Origin of the sequence: Pseudomonas sp. AF03-9, assembly GCF_020515815.1 — a bacterium.
In the GTDB taxonomy this organism is placed as follows: domain Bacteria; phylum Pseudomonadota; class Gammaproteobacteria; order Pseudomonadales; family Pseudomonadaceae; genus Aquipseudomonas.
Window position 1 is genome coordinate 184,097 of record NZ_JAHPJF010000001.1, and the last position, 17,128, is coordinate 201,224.

13 protein-coding genes and 1 riboswitch are annotated in these 17,128 nt (G+C 61.7%); of the genes, 7 read left to right on the plus strand and 6 right to left on the minus strand.

The genetic code is table 11. The annotated features are described in order from the left end of the window. Positions 1-36 precede the first annotated feature (36 nt). The 5 genes from LIY36_RS00835 (at position 37) to LIY36_RS00855 (ending at position 5,005) form a co-directional block, all read left to right on the plus strand. A complete protein-coding gene (locus tag LIY36_RS00835; protein ID WP_192299919.1) occupies positions 37-1,032 on the plus strand; it encodes an ArsR/SmtB family transcription factor in 996 nt (331 codons plus the stop codon). Positions 1,033-1,051: 19 nt separating this feature from the next. Then, positions 1,052-2,242: a methionine adenosyltransferase gene (metK, locus tag LIY36_RS00840; RefSeq protein ID WP_192299920.1), complete on the plus strand. Its 1,191-nt coding sequence runs from the start codon at positions 1,052-1,054 to the stop codon at positions 2,240-2,242. A gap of 218 nt (positions 2,243-2,460) precedes the next feature. Beyond that, positions 2,461-2,811, plus strand: coding sequence for a hypothetical protein (locus LIY36_RS00845; RefSeq protein ID WP_192299921.1), 351 nt, complete (start codon positions 2,461-2,463; stop codon positions 2,809-2,811). A 95-nt stretch (positions 2,812-2,906) separates the two neighbouring features. After that, on the plus strand, positions 2,907-4,571 hold the full coding sequence (gene ligB, locus LIY36_RS00850; protein ID WP_226454532.1) for an NAD-dependent DNA ligase LigB: 1,665 nt from the start codon (positions 2,907-2,909) through the stop codon (positions 4,569-4,571). A 38-nt stretch (positions 4,572-4,609) separates the two neighbouring features. Continuing rightward, positions 4,610-5,005, plus strand: a complete 396-nt coding sequence (locus LIY36_RS00855) for a DUF1090 domain-containing protein (protein ID WP_192299923.1) — start codon at positions 4,610-4,612, stop codon at positions 5,003-5,005. A 6-nt stretch (positions 5,006-5,011) separates the two neighbouring features. Here LIY36_RS00855 and LIY36_RS00860 read toward each other — a convergent pair whose 3' ends face one another. After that, the gene (locus LIY36_RS00860) at positions 5,012-5,461 is read right to left on the minus strand and encodes a c-type cytochrome (RefSeq protein ID WP_226454533.1); all 450 of its coding nucleotides are present in this window, start codon (positions 5,459-5,461) and stop codon (positions 5,012-5,014) included. A gap of 130 nt (positions 5,462-5,591) precedes the next feature. Between LIY36_RS00860 and mltA the strand changes: the two genes are divergently transcribed. After that, positions 5,592-6,776: a murein transglycosylase A gene (gene mltA, locus LIY36_RS00865; RefSeq protein WP_226454534.1), complete on the plus strand. Its 1,185-nt coding sequence runs from the start codon at positions 5,592-5,594 to the stop codon at positions 6,774-6,776. A gap of 127 nt (positions 6,777-6,903) precedes the next feature. Here mltA and LIY36_RS00870 read toward each other — a convergent pair whose 3' ends face one another. Beyond that, positions 6,904-7,290 (minus strand): MAPEG family protein, encoded by a 387-nt coding sequence (locus LIY36_RS00870; protein WP_192299926.1) that lies wholly within the window; start codon positions 7,288-7,290, stop codon positions 6,904-6,906. Between the two features lie 194 nt (positions 7,291-7,484). Between LIY36_RS00870 and LIY36_RS00875 the strand changes: the two genes are divergently transcribed. After that, positions 7,485-8,744: a cation:proton antiporter gene (locus LIY36_RS00875; protein WP_226454535.1), complete on the plus strand. Its 1,260-nt coding sequence runs from the start codon at positions 7,485-7,487 to the stop codon at positions 8,742-8,744. Here LIY36_RS00875 and LIY36_RS00880 read toward each other — a convergent pair. From LIY36_RS00880 to LIY36_RS00895, 4 genes are all read right to left on the minus strand, one after another. Continuing rightward, positions 8,738-13,357, minus strand: coding sequence for a dermonecrotic toxin domain-containing protein (locus LIY36_RS00880; protein ID WP_226454536.1), 4,620 nt, complete (start codon positions 13,355-13,357; stop codon positions 8,738-8,740). The genes LIY36_RS00875 and LIY36_RS00880 overlap by 7 nt on opposite strands. 125 nt (positions 13,358-13,482) lie before the next feature. Beyond that, positions 13,483-14,367 (minus strand): formate/nitrite transporter family protein, encoded by an 885-nt coding sequence (locus tag LIY36_RS00885; protein ID WP_226454537.1) that lies wholly within the window; start codon positions 14,365-14,367, stop codon positions 13,483-13,485. A 59-nt stretch (positions 14,368-14,426) separates the two neighbouring features. After that, positions 14,427-16,316 (minus strand): patatin-like phospholipase family protein, encoded by a 1,890-nt coding sequence (locus LIY36_RS00890; protein ID WP_226454538.1) that lies wholly within the window; start codon positions 16,314-16,316, stop codon positions 14,427-14,429. 95 nt (positions 16,317-16,411) lie between these two features. Next, the gene (locus tag LIY36_RS00895; RefSeq protein ID WP_122488807.1) at positions 16,412-16,816 is read right to left on the minus strand and encodes an acyl-CoA thioesterase; all 405 of its coding nucleotides are present in this window, start codon (positions 16,814-16,816) and stop codon (positions 16,412-16,414) included. A 198-nt stretch (positions 16,817-17,014) separates the two neighbouring features. Continuing rightward, positions 17,015-17,121: riboswitch (S-adenosyl-L-homocysteine riboswitch) on the plus strand. Positions 17,122-17,128 lie beyond the last annotated feature (7 nt).

The following is a 17,128-nucleotide window of genomic DNA, read 5'->3' on the forward strand; positions in this document are numbered from 1 at the left end:
GCGATGCCTTGCACCCGTCACTAGACTGCTGGCCTTATGAATCTACCCGTGCCCTCCCTGCGTCCCGATGACGGCGATGAACTGGCAGCCTTGTGCAAGGCCGCCGGCGATCCGTTGCGTTTGAACGTACTGCGCGCACTGGCCAACGACTCGTTTGGCGTATTGGAACTGGCGCAGATCTTCGCCATCGGTCAATCCGGCATGAGCCACCACCTGAAGGTGCTGGCCCAGGCCGAACTGGTGGCTACCCGCCGCGAAGGCAACGCAATCTTCTACCGTCGCGCCCTGCCCCACACCGACCTGCTCGGCGGCAAGCTGCACGCCGCCCTGCTTGAAGAAGTCGATGGCCTGAACCTGCCGGGCGACGTGCAAGCGCGCATCGCCCAGGTCCACGGGCAACGTGCTGCGGCCAGCCAGGACTTTTTCTCACGGGTGGCCGAGAAGTTTCGCGCCCAACAGGACCTGATCGCCGGTCTGCCCCAATACCGCGAAAGCGTACTGGCGCTACTGGACAAGCTGAGCTTCAGTGATGAAGCCAGCGCGCTGGAGGTCGGCCCTGGGGATGGCGGTTTCCTGCCAGACCTGGCATGCCGTTTCAAGCACGTCAGTGCGCTGGACAACAGCCCGGCGATGCTCGAACTGGCGCGCCAGCTCTGCGAGCGCGAGGCTTTGGGCAACGTCACGCTGCAACTGGCTGACGCGCTCAATGGCACAACCCTGCAGGCCGACTGCGTGGTGCTGAACATGGTCTTGCACCATTTCGCCGCCCCCGCCGACGCCCTCAAGCAAATGGCCGGGCTCCTGCACCCCGGCGGTAGCCTGTTGGTTACGGATTTATGCAGCCACAACCAGAATTGGGCCAAGGAGGCCTGCGGTGATCTCTGGTTGGGTTTTGAACAGGACGATCTGGCCCGTTGGGCCACCGCTGCGGGACTCGTTCCCGGGGAAAGCCTCTATGTAGGTTTACGTAATGGTTTCCAGATCCAGGTCCGCCATTTTCAGCGACCGGCTGGCGACACTCACCATCGGTAAATATCAGGAAAACATCGAGATGAGCGAATACTCCCTTTTCACCTCCGAGTCCGTGTCTGAAGGGCATCCGGACAAAATCGCCGACCAGATTTCTGACGCGGTGCTGGACGCCATCATTGCTGAAGACAAGCACGCCCGTGTGGCCTGCGAGACTCTGGTGAAAACCGGTGTAGCGATCATCGCTGGCGAAGTGACTACCACGGCCTGGGTTGACCTGGAGCAGATCGTCCGTGATGTGATCACCGACATCGGCTACAACAGCTCCGACGTCGGCTTCGACGGCGCGACCTGCGGCGTGATGAACATCATCGGCAAGCAATCCCCCGACATCAACCAGGGTGTCGACCGCGCCAAGCCTGAAGATCAGGGCGCCGGCGACCAGGGCCTGATGTTCGGCTATGCCAGCAACGAAACCGACGTGCTGATGCCAGCCCCGATCACCTTCTCGCACCAACTGGTGCAGCGTCAGGCTGAAGCGCGCAAATCCGGCCTGCTGCCATGGCTGCGTCCGGACGCCAAGTCCCAGGTGACCTGCCGTTACGAAGGCGGCAAAGTCGTCGGTATCGACGCTGTCGTACTGTCGACCCAGCACAACCCGGACGTGTCCTACGCCGACCTGCGCGAAGGCGTGATGGAGCTGATCGTCAAGCACGTGCTGCCGGCCGAACTGCTGAGCAAAGACACCCAGTTCCACATCAACCCGACTGGCCAGTTCATCATCGGTGGCCCCGTGGGCGACTGCGGCCTGACCGGCCGCAAGATCATCGTCGACAGCTACGGCGGCATGGCCCGTCACGGCGGCGGCGCGTTCTCCGGCAAAGACCCATCCAAGGTTGACCGTTCGGCGGCCTATGCTGGTCGTTACGTGGCCAAGAACATCGTGGCGGCCGGCCTGGCCGAGCGTTGCGAGATCCAGGTTTCCTACGCTATCGGTGTGGCCCAGCCTACGTCGATCTCGCTGAATACCTTCGGTACCGGCAAGATCAGCGATGACAAGATCGTCAAGTTGGTGCGTGAGGTCTTCGACCTGCGTCCGTACGCCATCACCACCATGCTTGACCTGCTGCACCCGATGTACCAGGAAACCGCAGCCTACGGCCACTTCGGCCGCACCCCTGCACAGAAGACGGTTGGCGACGACACCTTCACCACGTTTACCTGGGAAAAAACCGACCGCGCCAACGACCTGCGCGTCGCTGCCGGCCTGTAATCGCCCGCAGTACCCAAAGCCCTGCCGGGTTCGCCCGGCGGGGCTTTTTATTGCCGGATGATTCGCGGTGATGTTCACATTTTTTGGATCCAAACCTTGCAGGCCAAATAATGGCCCACTAGAATCCGCGCCCTCTCGGGCCTTCACCTTATTTGGATATTGCCTTGCGCCAGCCCGGGATTCATCCGCGCGCGAGCAATCGAACATTGAGGTTTTTCATGCGCATCTCCACGCTCGCCCCTGCTGCCCTTCTGCTCAGCCTGTTCGCCCTGCCTGCTCACGCCGGCACCGACTTGAGCGCACTGAGCGGCGCCCTGAGTTCCCAACTGGGCGGCAACTCCGGCGACTGCCAACAACACGCCAAAGACCTGCAAACCAAGATCGATGCCGCCGAAGCCAAGAACGACACGCTGTCCGTGAAGGCCTTCAAAGCGGCGCAGGACCAAGTCAACAAAGGTTGTGACAAACTCGCCGAAACCCAGGCCAAGGCCGACGCCAAGCAGCAAACCACCGAAGCCAAGGCCGACAAGAACGACGCCGTGAAAGCACTGGGCGGCCTGTTCAAGTAAGCAGAAACACCCCGTAAAAAGCCCCGCACCGTCGGGGCTTTTTTGTGGGCGTGTGGATCATTTAGGCTGGGTTCCCCTTCCGAGCAAGGATGCTCATGATGCGTTCAGTGATGGCTCTTTTACTCAGCATGTGCGCTTTTTGGGCGTGGGCCGAGGATTGCCCCGATGACGCCCGGACACAGATCAACAGCCTGTCCGCGCAGATCCGCCAGTGGGACGATAGTTACCACCGGCTCGGGCAGTCCCCCATCAGCGACGAGCTTTACGACCAGGCCCGCCAACGCCTGGCCCGCTGGCGCGAGTGCGCGCCCCAACCCACGGCGCCAGCAGACAACCCCCTGGCCAGTTCCCGGGGCACCCACCCCCACCCCGTCGCCCATACCGGCCTGGAAAAACTCCTGGATGAACACGCTGTCGAGGCCTGGCTGAGCACCCGCCAGGATGTCTGGATTCAGCCCAAGATCGATGGCGTGGCTGTGACCCTGGTGTATCGCAAGGGCCGCCTGAGCCGGTTGATCAGCCGCGGCGACGGTCTCCAGGGCCAGGACTGGTCAGCCGCCGCACGCAGGATCCCCGGCATTGTCCAGCACCTGCCGGAGCCCATCGACCTGGTCCTGCAAGGTGAACTCTATTGGCGCCTCACCGACCATGTGCAATCGGTACACGGCGGGCTCAATGCCCGCAGCAAGGTGGCCGGGCTGATGAACCGCCAACAGCTGAGCGACGCCGACGCCGCCGGTATCGGCCTGTTTGTCTGGGCCTGGCCCGACGGCCCGGCCTCATTCAACGAACGCCTGAATACCCTCGCACACCTGGGTTTCACCGACAGCCAGCGCTACAGCCAGCCGGTCCGGAGCATCAGCGAAGCCGCGCACTGGCGCACTTATTGGTACACCCACCCGTTGCCCTTCGCCAGCGATGGGGTGGTACTGCACCAGGCACTACGCGCACCGGCCGAGCGCTGGAAAGTCAGCGCGCCTTACTGGGTGGTCGCGTGGAAGTACCCGGTCACCAAGGCCCTGGCACTGGTGCGCAAGGTGCAGTTCAAGATCGGCCGCACCGGGCGCATCACGCCGATCCTGGAACTGGAACCGGTGCGCCTGGATGACCGGCAGATCAGTCGCGTCAGCACCGGCTCATTGAAACGTTGGCAAGCGCTGGACATACGCCCCGGCGATCAGGTGTCCATCAGCCTCGCAGGCCAGGTGATCCCGCGGTTGGACGAGGTGATTTTGCGCAACACCGAGCGTGTCGAGGTGCACGCCCCCGACGCCGGCGCCTTTCACGCCCTCAGTTGCTGGCAACTGGACCCCGGTTGCGAAGAGCAATTGCTCGCCCGCCTCACCTGGCTCAGCAGTAATCAGGGCCTGGCGCTGCCCCATGTGGGCCGCGAGACGTGGAACGTATTGATCCAGGCCGGTCTAATCGCAGGCTTTCTCGATTGGTTGACCCTGGATGCGGCAGAGCTTGCTAACATTGACGGCCTCGGTGATCGCAGTCGCGCGCGAGTGCTCGACAGCCTGCGCAGCGCGCGACAACGGCCCTTTGCACAATGGCTCAAAGCCCTCGGCGTACCGCCTACGGCACGCAACAACCTGGAAGGCGGCTGGCACACCCTGGCTGCCAAAGACACCCAAGCCTGGCTGGCAACCGACGGCATCGGCCCCGGTCGCGCGGCGCAATTGAGCGCCTTTTTTCGCGACCCGCAGGTGCTGGCCATGGCTGAAACATTACGCGCGGCCGGGATCGACGGGTTTTGAACCCGCCCGGCCATCAGATTGCGACCTTGGAGCTCCACATGAAATTTCTCGCACCGTTTGCCCTGCTGACCGTCGCAAGCTTCATGGCCACGCCGTTGCTGGCCGCCGAAGACGCCCCGCAACTCACCGGCTGCGCCGCCAAGCGCCAGGCCATCAGCGCCCAGATCGAACAAGCCAAGGCCCACGGCAACAGCGCCCAGCAAGCCGGCCTGGAAAAAGCCCTGAGCGAAGTCACCGCCAATTGCACCGACGCCTCCTTGAAAAAGGAACGGGAAAACAAGGTACTCGACGCCAAGCACGAAGTCAGTCGCCGTCAGGCCGACCTCGACAAGGCCATGAAAAAAGGCGACGCGGACAAGATCAACAAGCGTAAGGACAAGCTTGCCGAGTCGCGTAAAGAGCTGCAGGACGCTGTGGAAGAGCTCGACCAGTAAAATCGCTTAGTGGTCGCGGAACTGCTTATGGCACGCGCTGCAGGCATCTTCGACTTTCTGCACCGCAGGCCCCAGGTTGCTGGCCTTGTAAGGCTGCACCTGGCTGGCGGTCACCAATTCACCGGTGGCCGTTTCAAGGTTGCGGGCCAATTCCTGGAATTGCGCCTGTTTCTGCCAGACATCATCTTTGGCGCTGCTATGGTCTTCTTCGCGCACGCTCGGAAAGTGCTTCCATGGCTCATGGGACAACGCGTCCAGCTTGACCGCACCTTCAGCGAATTTGGCGCCGTCGAACGGGATGCGCCCACGCAGCATGCCGCCCAGGTCTTCGCCGGTCTTGAGCATCTGTTTGAAGATCGCCTTGCGCTGGCCCAAGGGCGAATTCGGATCAACGCCGCCGCAGGCAGACAGTGTCAGGCAGGCCAGCAATACAACGGTCAATCGTTTAAAAGTCATGGTGGCTTCAGGGTCACGGGAAACGGCGGCCAGTATCCTCGCCCAGCCCACAAAGACCAATAGCCCTATTAATAATAAGGGTTGCCCAACAGGCGCTACGGCGCGGGCAATCGCTTCAGGAAATACGCGTATGAATATCACCCTCAACCCTTGGAGCCGCCGCCTGGCGTGGGCTCTACCGCTGATCGCGCTGCTTGCCGGTTGCGATGCGGGGAAAGAAACAGCCAAAGATGAAACTTCCAAACCCCACGCCGTGGCCACCTATGTGAGCGCGCCCTGGGAAGCCTTGCCGGCGGTATCCGACAGCGACCTGCTGGCCGGTTTTGAATCCTGGCGCAGTGCCTGCCAACGCCTCAAGGCCGACCCGATCTGGGGCGCGACCTGCGCCGCAGCGGCTACGGTGCCGGGAAATGCCGAGGCGGTACGCGGTTTTCTCAAAGAGCGCCTGGATGTCTTCGGCCTGCGTTCGGCCGACAACACGCCTAACGGCCTGATCACCGGCTACTACGAACCGGTCTACCCCGGCAGCCTGACCAAGACCGCCAAAGCCGACGTGCCGGTGTACGGCGTGCCGGATGACCTGATCATCGTCAACCTCGAAAGCATCTACCCAGAACTCAAGGGCAAGCGCCTGCGCGGCCGCCTCGAAGGCCGGGTACTCAAGCCTTACGACGACGCCAGTGCGATCAATGGCCAGGGCTCCACCGCCAAGCCGATTGCCTGGCTGACCGACCCGATGGACCTGCAATTCCTGCAGATCCAGGGCTCGGGCCGTATCCAACTGGCCGGCGGACGCCAACTGCGCATCGGTTATGGCGACCAGAACGGCTACCCCTACCGCCCTATCGGGCGTTGGCTGGTGGAGCAAGGCGAGTTGAAGAAAGAAGACGTGACCATGGGCACCATCAGTGCCTGGGCCAAGGCCCACCCGCAGCGCATCCCGGAACTGCTGGCGAGCAACCCCAGCTACGTGTTCTTCAGCGTGCGCCCCGACAGCAACGAAGGCCCGCGCGGTTCGTTGAACGTACCCTTGACTGCCGGCTACAGCGTGGCGGTGGATCGCAAGGTGATTCCGTTGGGCAGTCTGTTGTGGCTGTCCACCACCAAGCCGGATGGCTCGCCCATCGCGCGACCTGTAGCCGCGCAAGACACGGGCGGTGCAATCACCGGCGAAGTGCGTGCAGACTTGTTCTGGGGCACTGGCGCAGCAGCGGGTGAGCTGGCGGGGAATATGAAGCAGCAGGGGCAGATCTGGATGTTGTGGCCTAAAGGCGCAGCATTGCCACAAGTGCCGCAAGTCACTACCGGGAGCTGACAAGCGCTGAAGATCAAAAATGTGGGAGCGGGCTTGCTCGCGAAAGCGGCGTGTCAGTCAGCACATCTGATGCTGAACCACCGCATTCGCGGGCAAGCCCGCTCCCACAGGGGATCGTTATCAGGCTTTAGATCGAGATGAAGAAGAAACTCGCAATCAACGCCATGCCCACGAACCACACCAGTGAACGCAACATCGCCCAGTCCGCCAGGTAACAAATGATGTACAGCAGGCGACTGGTGATAAACAACACCGCCAGCACATTGATCGTCACCAGCTCAGCCGTGCCGGCCAGGTGCGCGACAATCACCGCCGCCGCAAACGCCGGGGTGACTTCAAAACTGTTGAGCTGCGCGTTGTGCGCACGTTTGGCGACCCCATCAAGCGTCTCCAGGAACGCACGCGGATCATGGTTCTGCCGGGGCCCGAACTTACCGCCGCTGAACTTGGCCACCCCCGTGCACAGGTAAGGCAGGAAAATCGCAATCAACACACACCAGAAGGCCACCGTCATCACTGCTTCCTTTTTTGGTTTTTAAACAGAAATTAGAGTTTTAGCACTAAATATGGCACGCCGCACTCACCGCTATGAACCACCGCCGCGCGAAAGGTTCTATCGTCGACTTGCCGCTTGCCCTGCAACCTCCCGCCGCTGCTGCGGTCCATCCCCCCACCAATGATCCGCCACCCAACTTCCAAGGACCCCGGATGCTTGAACTTGTCGCCGCGTTTATTTGCCTCACCACCCTGCTCACCTACGTGAACTTCCGTTTTATCGGCCTGCCGCCCACCATCGGTGTGATGGTCACGGCCCTGGTGTTTTCCCTGTTCCTGCAAGGCCTGAGTGTCCTCGGCTACCCGGGCCTGGAGGAACGCATCCAGCAATTGATCGGCCAGATCGACTTCGGCGACCTGCTGATGAACTGGATGCTCTCGTTCCTGCTGTTTGCCGGCGCCCTGCACGTCAACCTCAACGACCTGCGCAGCTACCGCTGGCCCATCGGCCTGCTCGCGACCTTTGGCGTGTTGATCGCCACCGTGGTGATCGGCAGCCTGGCGTATTACATCTTTGCCCTGTTTGGCTGGCACGTGAGCTTCCTGTACTGCCTGCTGTTTGGCGCACTGATCTCGCCCACCGACCCGATTGCGGTGCTGGGCGTGTTGCGTACTGCCAATGCCTCCAAGCCGCTGAAAACCACCATCGTCGGCGAATCGCTGTTCAACGACGGTACGGCAGTGGTGGTGTTTACCGTCTTGCTCGGCATCGCACAGCTGGGCGAAACCCCCACCGTCGGCGCCACAGCGATGCTGTTCGCCCATGAAGCGATTGGCGGCGTGGTGTTCGGCGGCCTGATCGGCTACCTCGTGTACCTGATGATCAAGAGCATCGAGCAGCACCAGATCGAAGTGATGCTGACCCTTGCCCTGGTGATCGGCGGCTCGGCGCTGGCCACCGAACTGCACGTCTCGGCACCGATTGCGATGGTGGTCGCGGGCCTGATCATTGGCAACCTGGGCCGCAAGCTGGCAATGAACGACATGACCCGCCGCTACCTCGACGGTTTCTGGGAATTGCTCGATGACATGCTCAACGCCTTGCTGTTCGCCTTGATCGGCATGGAGTTGCTGCTGTTGCCGTTCAACTGGCTGCATGTGTTCGCTGCCTGCTTGCTCGCAGTGGCCATCCTGCTCTCGCGTCTGCTGACGGTAGCCCCGGCGATCCTGCTGCTACGCCGCTGGCGCACGGTGCCCCGCGGCACTATCCGCATCCTCACCTGGGGCGGTTTGCGCGGCGGGGTCTCAGTGGCATTGGCTCTGGCACTGCCATTGGGCCCCGAGCGTGACCTGCTGCTGAGCATCACCTATATCGTGGTGCTGTCATCGATCCTGTTGCAGGGGTTGAGCATCGGCAAGCTGGTCAAGCGCGTGACCCGCGACGAGCCCGCGCCTGGCACCTCAACTCATTGAGCCGAGGCCTCCTCGTTACTGAAGAACAGTGTTTGCGCCGCCTCAGGCTCGATGGTGGTGCGAAAGATCGACAATAACCGCTCGTTATCACCACGGGCCGCCCGTAGTCGCTGTTCAAAGCTGCCGACGGGCGTGCCTGCAGGTTTCAGATGCGCGAACTTGAAGCCCAGCGCCCCTGCGCTGTAATCGGCCGGGTAATGGAAGTGCGCAAACCAGAGCACCTCCGGCACCTGGCCGCTGGCCTTGACCTTCTGTATGTAGAAGCTGCGAAACAGCGGCGGCGAACCGGCGCCGGGTGCACGTCGGGTTTCAGGCACTTCCTTGATCTCGACGACACCCTCGGCCAGCAGGTCAGCGATGCCGGTGGTGGTCGGCTCACGCGCCAGCACCATACGTTGATGAGCCTCGCGGCCCGCCTTGATCAGCTCATTGGCCTTGTCTGTCAGGTTCTTCTCCAGCAACGCTTTCAACGGATCGACGTGTTCTGCATCTTTGCGACTTGCGAGGGAACGTCGTACGTCCTCGAACATCCGCTCGGCCAGCAACTCCAGATCGCCCCGCACCGCCCGAGGCGCAACCCGTATGTTTTGCTCCAGGCTTGGCAACGCCTTCAGAGCGTCCGTCCCGTGCTGGATCAATCGCCAACTGTTGATATAGCCTTGAGGTTGCCAGTGAATGGCCTGAACAACGGGGGTTGCCTGGTAGACCCAATCAACCCCGTCACTTGTCTGGGTTTTGACGAACCGCGCGTAAACATGACGGGTATAGGGGTCAACAAACTCTACCGATTCTTCCTCAGGCGCGCTCGAAGAACTGCCACCCAAAGAACCACGTTGTGTGGCGGCCAACGCGCCGAAATGGCGACTCTGGACAATCCCTTCTGCGACCGTACCGCTGGTGGCCGGCAGCGCGGTTTGCTCGGCATAGAACTGCAGGGTGTCCTGCACGATTTCCTCACGAATTGTTTGGATATAGGCGCGATACTCATCCAGCGCAACGCGGTCGATGAAACTGCTGGGGATGGCGGCAGCCTGTGCGAGGCGCACATCCAGCCAGGCCAGTTCGTCGACGGTTTCGTCGAGCAATTGGCGGCGCTGGCCAACGCTGAAGTTCTGGTTGGTACAGAGCTGGCGGTAGCTGGATAGCCTCAAGCGACAACGCAGGTTGACGTCTTGTAGCAGGCTCAACACCTGCGCGCCCGGCGCCTCGACCTTTGCCCACACGCAGCGCAGCACCATCGGCCGCAGCCCGGCTTCAAGCCAGGCCAGAATCGGCGCCTTACCACGCCACTCCGGTGTATCCAGCGCACTTATCTGGGTATCTTGCGGGCGCACTGTTTCGAGCAGCGCCTCGTAGGCCACGCGCTGCTCACGGCACAGTTGCACCGCCTGGCCATGCAACCTGGCGATCCCACGAAGGCCAACACGCGTGGATTCGGGGAACGTGGCCCGCATGACCTCATGCAGCGTAAGCAGGTAAACTTCCGCAGGATCACTGATCTGCTTGTAACGCGTGCTGCGCATAACCTCCATCAACCGGACCTGAAAACGCAGGCAATTCACCTGGGTTGCCAGGAAGTGATGGCGCAGCGCCGTGTAATCCTGCACCACGTCCAAACGGCGGCGTTGCTCCAGCAGACCCAGCAGCAATTTGGCGCGCTGCTGCAACAGGGCGACGTTATCGATCTCGCGCTCAATCCGCGTGACACGTTCCGACAACGCGACTTCCGCCAGCAATTGCCCGATCACTGCGGCTCCAGGCATCTGCGCCTCAGTGTATTGGGCGTAGAGCGTATCGAACCGGCTTTTGAGCTCACGCGCCTGGGCAATGCCCTCGGCGTCTGCGCCCGGCGCGCCACCCCGCAACCGCAGCCGCAGGTCCAGGCTCCAGTGCCCTTTACCATCAGCCTTGAGCCAAGGCCCCCGGCGCCCATTGCCGGCAACGACTCGTACGTCGTCGTGTTCGATGCTCACGTTGTAACAATTCCCATCAACCTCGGCGTACCACTGGCCATCGTTCTGCAACAGGCCGGACCTGGCACCGCTGATCACCCGGGTTGCCGCCGTGGGCTTGGCCACCCTGAAGGTTTGCAGGTCGGCCAGTTGGGAAGGCGTCAAGCGACTGGACGTGGGCAACCAGCCATATTCGACAGCCATATAAGCCTGGCTCACGTCACGCGCAGCGTCCATGGCCGGCAATTCCTGCACGGGGTTGTCCACGCTCGGCGCGGGGGGCTCGATGATTTCTGGACGTTGCGGCGCCTCGATTTCGCCCTCACGCCGGGCGTTGTTGACGCGATCGCTGAGCGCATCATTGGAGTAGTGCATCAGCACCAACGCCATATTCAGGAAAAACCCAACCAAGGTTGCGCTCTCATCTTCATTGTCCTCGCGAGCGGCGGCGCCGAGTTGCTCGTGCACGGACCACGCCACCTGCAACCATCCGACCACCGCCAGCGGCCCTGTAACCAACGGCATGACGCTGTTCAACCCCAGCGACAGCCCCTCCATTCGCCGCGCCCAGAGGTTTTCACGGTTGGACACCGACTGCCGGTCTGCTTGTTCGAGAATTGCCTGCACCTGGCTTTGATAGAGATGTTGCCCGTAGTCACCTTGCACCTTGTCAGTGGCCAACATCGCCGGGGTGCTGGTCAGGGCATCGATCAGCAACGCCAACCCGTCCATCGTATTGAAGTGGGGAGCGAGGAACCCGCTGCCCCGGTAAGTGGCGCGCGCGTCGGCGCTCATCCAGGCCAGCACCTGTTGCTGCAGTTCACCCGGCTGGTCGATGGCCTTGAGCAGGTCTTGCCGGCTGGCGAACTCCATCAACTTGGGCTGCGCCATCGGCCGGTACAACACCACTGGCCCGGCATCGAGGGACTGGGGCCCGATGACAAACATGTTAGTGACCACATCGGCGGACGCGCTGGCAGTGGCCTTGAACGCCAGGGGCCTGAGCACGATGACTTGGTTGCCCAGGTAGCGATCGATCTCCTGTGCCTGCATCACGGCGACAACGCTTTCGTAGCCCTTGCGGCTCAAGCCCCATTGGCCACGGGTGTAGAACTCTAGCGCCAGCAGCGGCAGTTCAATGCGCAGTTGCGCGATAAAGCTGCGGCTGCGCCATCGCACTTCGGCGGGTGAATCCCTGAGCGCTAGCGCCACTAGGTTGGGGTAGTGCTCGCCGATATCGACCTCGCTCACCAAGCGCTTGATGGCGCTAGGCGTCAGCCAATGGGGCGGCTCGGCGCCGTTACGCAACGTCACTTCAATCGAGTCTCCCGGCAGGCTCGCCAGGTTTTCCAACGCAACCTTGAGCAAGGTGGTGATGAGCTTGACTGGAAGCCCGCCCACGGCCGATACGCCCCTGACCGTATGCACCGTGATGATCACGTCATTCGGTTCCAGGGGCGAGGCCTTGGGGTACGCTGCCATCAGCCGCTCCCGGGTGAACGCTAGCAACGACGGCACCCCATCGTCGAAAAAGCGCCAGTTGGGTTGACTGAACAGCTTGCCCAAGCTGTTCAAATACTGGGAAAACAAGCCGCGCACCTCACGGCTGGCCTGTTTCACCCAGCCCGGCAGGGCACCGTAAAGCCTGCGCAGCCCAGCGTCGGTCTCGAGCTGCAAACTGTCGAAATCCCCCGTGGCCAGCCACTGCACCATGTCCAGCAAGGCAGCGCTCCAGTAGGGGGATCGACGCCCCAGCTCAACGCCCCACCGCAGGTCGCTCAACTGCTTGGCCAGAAAGCTCAAGGCAAACCCATCGAAAATATTCGAGCGCGGCTCATACAGCCGCCATTGCATTGCACGCCCCGGCGCCAAGCCGGCCAGACGCGTGCGCAACGCTGCGCCCAAGGCGGCACGGGAAGTAAACACTTCAATGCCCGCACTCAAGGTAAAGAGCAGCAGTGTCTCGCCGCTGCCGGCAGGACCGACAAGTACCATGCCGCGCAACAATTCCAACGCGTCGCTGCCCGCCTCTCCCCATTGGTCTACCAGATAGGCCCGGGTAGTGCCGCCGCGCAAGTTGTTGTCGGGGACTTGCAGCACGTCATTGATCATCTGGCGCTGGCCGGGGTCGCTGACAAGCGTGGGCACGCTCAACTGCCTCAGGGTTTCTTTCAAGCGCAGCGACAGCGACTCAAAGCGGCTGCGCGCTTCGATGGACAGCTCGCTCCAGTCATCGATCAACGCCCGCTGGCAATGCTCAAGCAACAAGGGTCCAAGCTGGTTGACGGACGCCTGGGCGTCCAGGTTTTTCAACGCCAAGATCTTGATCGGCTCGCTGTCCGGCTGCTCCGTCAGCAGTTGGCCGCGTGTGTAATCGACCCAGATACCGTCGACGAAACGATTGATCAACGCATCAACCAACGTCAAACGTTCGTAACCCGCGAGGTCGATCACCTGGTTCTGGTAGCGATAGCGCGGCGTCAGCACCACGGGGGCGGTGTCCGTGATAGCCACCGTGGGGTACGTTGCGCGCAGTGTGCGCTGCAGGGCTTGCAGGGCAATCACTTGCAGGGAGGATCGAGTGGAAAAAAGCGCCTGGATATCCCGGGCGGCTCGCCGCAGGGGCATCAGGTGATACAGCGAATGAGGCGTCTTGGCCATTGGTCACGTCCTTGAAAAGACGCGGGCCCTGAATGCCTGGTGGGTGAAGCTCGGCCAGTCAGCCCGCCGAGCCAGCGTGCCGACCTATCGAAACCCTGGGTGACAAGGGAGTACCACCCTGCGGGTTATTGCTTGTCGATCTGTTGCGGGTGCCTGGGGTCCGCGGCTTTTTTGCCAGGCAAACTGCTTTCACTGCGGATCTGCGCGTGACTGATCAGCGCAAAAATAAAGCTGCCGCCGATGATATTGCCCGCCAGCGTCGGCCCGGCGAAGACCAGCCAGAAATCCTTCCATGGCAACTCGCCGGCAAACACCAGGTAGGACACTTCCGCCGACCCAACCACGATATGGGTGAAGTCGCCCAGTGCCATCAGGTAGGTGATCAGGATGATGATCCACAGCTTGGCGCTTTCCATCGACGGGATCATCCACACCATGGTCGCGATCATCCAGCCGGAGACGATGCCCTTGGCGAACATCTGCCCGGGGTCGTTTTCCATGACCTTGCGGCCGATCTCCAAAAAAGCCAGGTCGGTCTTGGTGTCGAAGATCGGCAAGTGCAACATCACGTACGCCACCAGCAACGTACCGCACAGGTTGCCCACCAGCACCACCGTCCACAAACGCAACAGGCGCCCGGCATTGGCCAGGGTGGGCTTGCTCATCACCGGCAACACAGCGGTCAGGGTGTTTTCGGTGAACAGTTGCTGGCGCGCAAGAATCACCGCGAGGAAGCCTGCGCAGTAGCCGAAGCTGGCGATCACCTTGAATGCTTCGCCGTCCGGCAACCGCGAATTAAGCAGCCCCATGCCCATCAGCGACAAGCCCATGGTCAGGCCGGCGGCCAACGCCGACCACCACAAGGCCGCGACATTGCGCTCTAGCTCCTGGTCGCCCTGGGTGCGGATGATTTCATGCAGAACCGCCGCGCGGGGCGGCTGGTTCTCGTCCACATCCTGTTGTTCTTCCCGCGACAGGTTGGGGGTCTTGCCGTCGTCTCGAGTGGCCATGATCGTGTGCGTCCAAGGGGTGCCTGAAGATACGACATGCCGCGAGCGTGGCTGTTCATTTAAACCGGAAGGCGCCAGGTCTTGGCCATTTCCACGGTGGTTGAGCTAAAGAGTTTGCCCCAGGGTTTGTTACGCGCCTGATAGTTGTTAATGATGTTATCCAGCACCTGGTTCACTTCGGCTGGCGTCGTCGCACGCTCCAGATCACGCACGGCGTCGCGCAACAGCGTCGCGTTGGCATCCGACTGACCGTAGCGGAACAAGGATGGATAAATCACTTCGCGCACCAGGTTATCGGCCGCCGCTGCCACATCGCGCCGCTTCATCTCAGCCATGCCACTTCGCAGCACCTTGGACATATGCCCGTGTGTCGATTGCAGCAATTGCTGGAAGTTGGCGTTGCCCGGGGCATTGAGTTGCGTCGCCAGCCAGTCCAGCGACTCCGGCCGATCAGCCAGGCGGTCTAGATTGCGCAAGGCACTGGCCAGCGCTGCGCTCAGTTCCAGCCGATCACCCTGATTGGACGCGCTGATGGCGCTGTCCAGAGCCGCTAATACCTGGCGCGCCTCATGCCGGAAACGCAGCACCGGCTTGCAGGCTTCGTCCTTGGCGAGATCCGGTGCGGCACTGGCCAACGTTTCGTCGTCCAGGGCCAGAATGGCGCTGTGGACGGAGTCAAACATGTACTGCTCACGTACGTTTTCGCGCTTGTCCAAGTGCTCGCTCACCGCATCAAAGGCGCGCTTTTGCAGATGATTTTTTACATCCTGCGGCATGCCGAAGTTGAGTGTGCCCTTGAGCGTGCCGCGGAAATCGCCCAATTCGGTATTCAAAGGCAGGCTCACCGTCTGATCGGCAAAGGGCTTCAACCGAGCGCGCATCAGTTCGCCGTTGGCGGTGTGTGCGGTTCCCGTGACGGCGTCCGCGACCGCATCCATCAGGCCCGCACCCGGCTTGGGCACCGTCACGTCGTCCAATCGCAGGATCAACCGCTCGACATCGGTCACTGCGTTGCCGTGGGGCTGGCGCTGATACAGGTCCGCCACCGGCGTGTTGAGCAAGACGCCGCCGTCCTGGAAAGCCGTTTTTTCACCTTGCGCCTGGAAGCCATGCCCCCGCTCTTGCGGTGACTTGAACAGGATCGGCAGGGCTGCGGAAATGTGGGCGGCGCGGGCAATGTCCATATCCGGCGTCAGGCTGGCGTTGAACACGACAAGTTGCGGTCTGCCGGCAAACATCGCCGTACCGGTGATATTGAGCGGCTTGATTGCAGGAATCTGCCGACTCAAGGCCTCCAGGTCGGCAAACGTAGTGGCCCCGCCGGCACTGAGCCGGTCGGCGATGGCCATGGTGCTGGTCGAACGCGCGTCCCTGGGCAGCTCGGCGATTCGTTCCAGCACCGCCTGGCGCGACTCGTCACGGATCAAGCGTTCCAGGGGCTGCGCGCTGGATTGCAGGCGTGGCAGCAGCGTGTAGAGAGCTTGCAGGACATCGCCTACAGGCGCCGGTAAGCGACCCACCATCCGTCCCACGTCGGTGTAGGCATTCTGCAACGCCCGGACCCAGGTCCTGTCGCTATTGAGCAGCGTCGGAAGCTCCAAGTTGTCCGACAGCAGGTCAAACCGCTCGGCCCCCATGCCACTGGCCAGTAGCGCGCCATAAATCGCCCCGGCCGACGAGCCGGAAACCGTCTGGATGTCACGCAGAGCGTTCCTCTCCTCCAGGGCCTGCACCACTCCGGAATAGGCAACGCCCTTGGCCCCACCGCCGCTGGCCACCAACTGCGTCGCGGGCGGGCGCGACAGCAGCATTTCTACCTGGCCATTTCGATACCGGTTGAGGGTCAAGGCACGCTTGCCACTGTTCGCCACCAATACGGTTTTGTCAGCGGCAGTCTCGGATTGAGGTGCGGGGTAGGATACAAGCAGGGGAGTAGGTGAGACTTTCATGGTGGCGCTCTCTGCAGGATTTAATCCTGAGTAACGCGAGCGCCGATGAAAGATCCCTCTCGTGGCTTCTGGAAATAGTTATCCCGCGCAGCCCCCTACTCGCTGATGCTTTCGTCCTGAAACTGATCCTTCACGTACTTGATCTCGGTACGCCCGTGTGGCGCCGGCAAGCCATCTTCGCCGAGGTTGACGAAGACCATTTTTTCCACGGTGAGGATGCTTTTGCGGGTGATCTTGTTACGCACTTCGCAGGTCAGGGTGATGGAGGTACGGCCGAACTCGGTGGCGGTGATGCCCAGTTCGATGATGTCGCCCTGGCGCGAGGCGCTGACGAAGTTGATTTCGGAGATGTACTTGGTGACGACGCGCTGGTTGCCCAGTTGGACAATCGCGTATATCGCCGCTTCTTCGTCGATCCAGCGCAGCAGGCTGCCGCCGAACAGGGTGCCGTTGGGGTTGAGGTCTTCAGGTTTTACCCATTTGCGGGTGTGGAAGTTCATGGTCACTCCAAAGCGTCTTGCCGAATGATGGGCGACATCATGGCAGAGGCCGCGCCAGAGCTCTATGAAGCATTGCCTATCAAGTCCATGAGCGATCTTCATGTGTCCGACAGAAAGGCTTGGGAAGTGCGGCGCACACGGCTATAATCGGCGCCGTTTCAAAACGGTCATATCCACTTGTTACCGTTTTCCCGCCACCTGTCCGAGGGGCGCTGCAGCAGGTTCAACCTGTCAGGCTCGGATGGGGCGTTGTCCGGCCTGGTTCATCGGGCTTGATACTAAACGCACAACGGCGCCCATTCGCACACTACG

What these genes read in the sequence shown, in the direction of transcription:
- LIY36_RS00890 (WP_226454538.1), bottom strand. Translation starts at nt 16,316, where the DNA reads ATGAAAGTCTCACCTACTCCCCTGCTTGTATCCTACCCCGCACCTCAA.
- metK (WP_192299920.1), top strand. Translation starts at nt 1,052, where the DNA reads ATGAGCGAATACTCCCTTTTCACCTCCGAGTCCGTGTCTGAAGGGCAT.
- LIY36_RS00880 (WP_226454536.1), bottom strand. Translation starts at nt 13,357, where the DNA reads ATGGCCAAGACGCCTCATTCGCTGTATCACCTGATGCCCCTGCGGCGA.
- LIY36_RS00895 (WP_122488807.1), bottom strand. Translation starts at nt 16,816, where the DNA reads ATGAACTTCCACACCCGCAAATGGGTAAAACCTGAAGACCTCAACCCC.
- LIY36_RS00885 (WP_226454537.1), bottom strand. Translation starts at nt 14,367, where the DNA reads ATGGCCACTCGAGACGACGGCAAGACCCCCAACCTGTCGCGGGAAGAA.
- ligB (WP_226454532.1), top strand. Translation starts at nt 2,907, where the DNA reads ATGATGCGTTCAGTGATGGCTCTTTTACTCAGCATGTGCGCTTTTTGG.
- LIY36_RS00835 (WP_192299919.1), top strand. Translation starts at nt 37, where the DNA reads ATGAATCTACCCGTGCCCTCCCTGCGTCCCGATGACGGCGATGAACTG.
- LIY36_RS00860 (WP_226454533.1), bottom strand. Translation starts at nt 5,461, where the DNA reads ATGACTTTTAAACGATTGACCGTTGTATTGCTGGCCTGCCTGACACTG.
- mltA (WP_226454534.1), top strand. Translation starts at nt 5,592, where the DNA reads ATGAATATCACCCTCAACCCTTGGAGCCGCCGCCTGGCGTGGGCTCTA.
- LIY36_RS00870 (WP_192299926.1), bottom strand. Translation starts at nt 7,290, where the DNA reads ATGACGGTGGCCTTCTGGTGTGTGTTGATTGCGATTTTCCTGCCTTAC.
- LIY36_RS00855 (WP_192299923.1), top strand. Translation starts at nt 4,610, where the DNA reads ATGAAATTTCTCGCACCGTTTGCCCTGCTGACCGTCGCAAGCTTCATG.
- LIY36_RS00875 (WP_226454535.1), top strand. Translation starts at nt 7,485, where the DNA reads ATGCTTGAACTTGTCGCCGCGTTTATTTGCCTCACCACCCTGCTCACC.
- LIY36_RS00845 (WP_192299921.1), top strand. Translation starts at nt 2,461, where the DNA reads ATGCGCATCTCCACGCTCGCCCCTGCTGCCCTTCTGCTCAGCCTGTTC.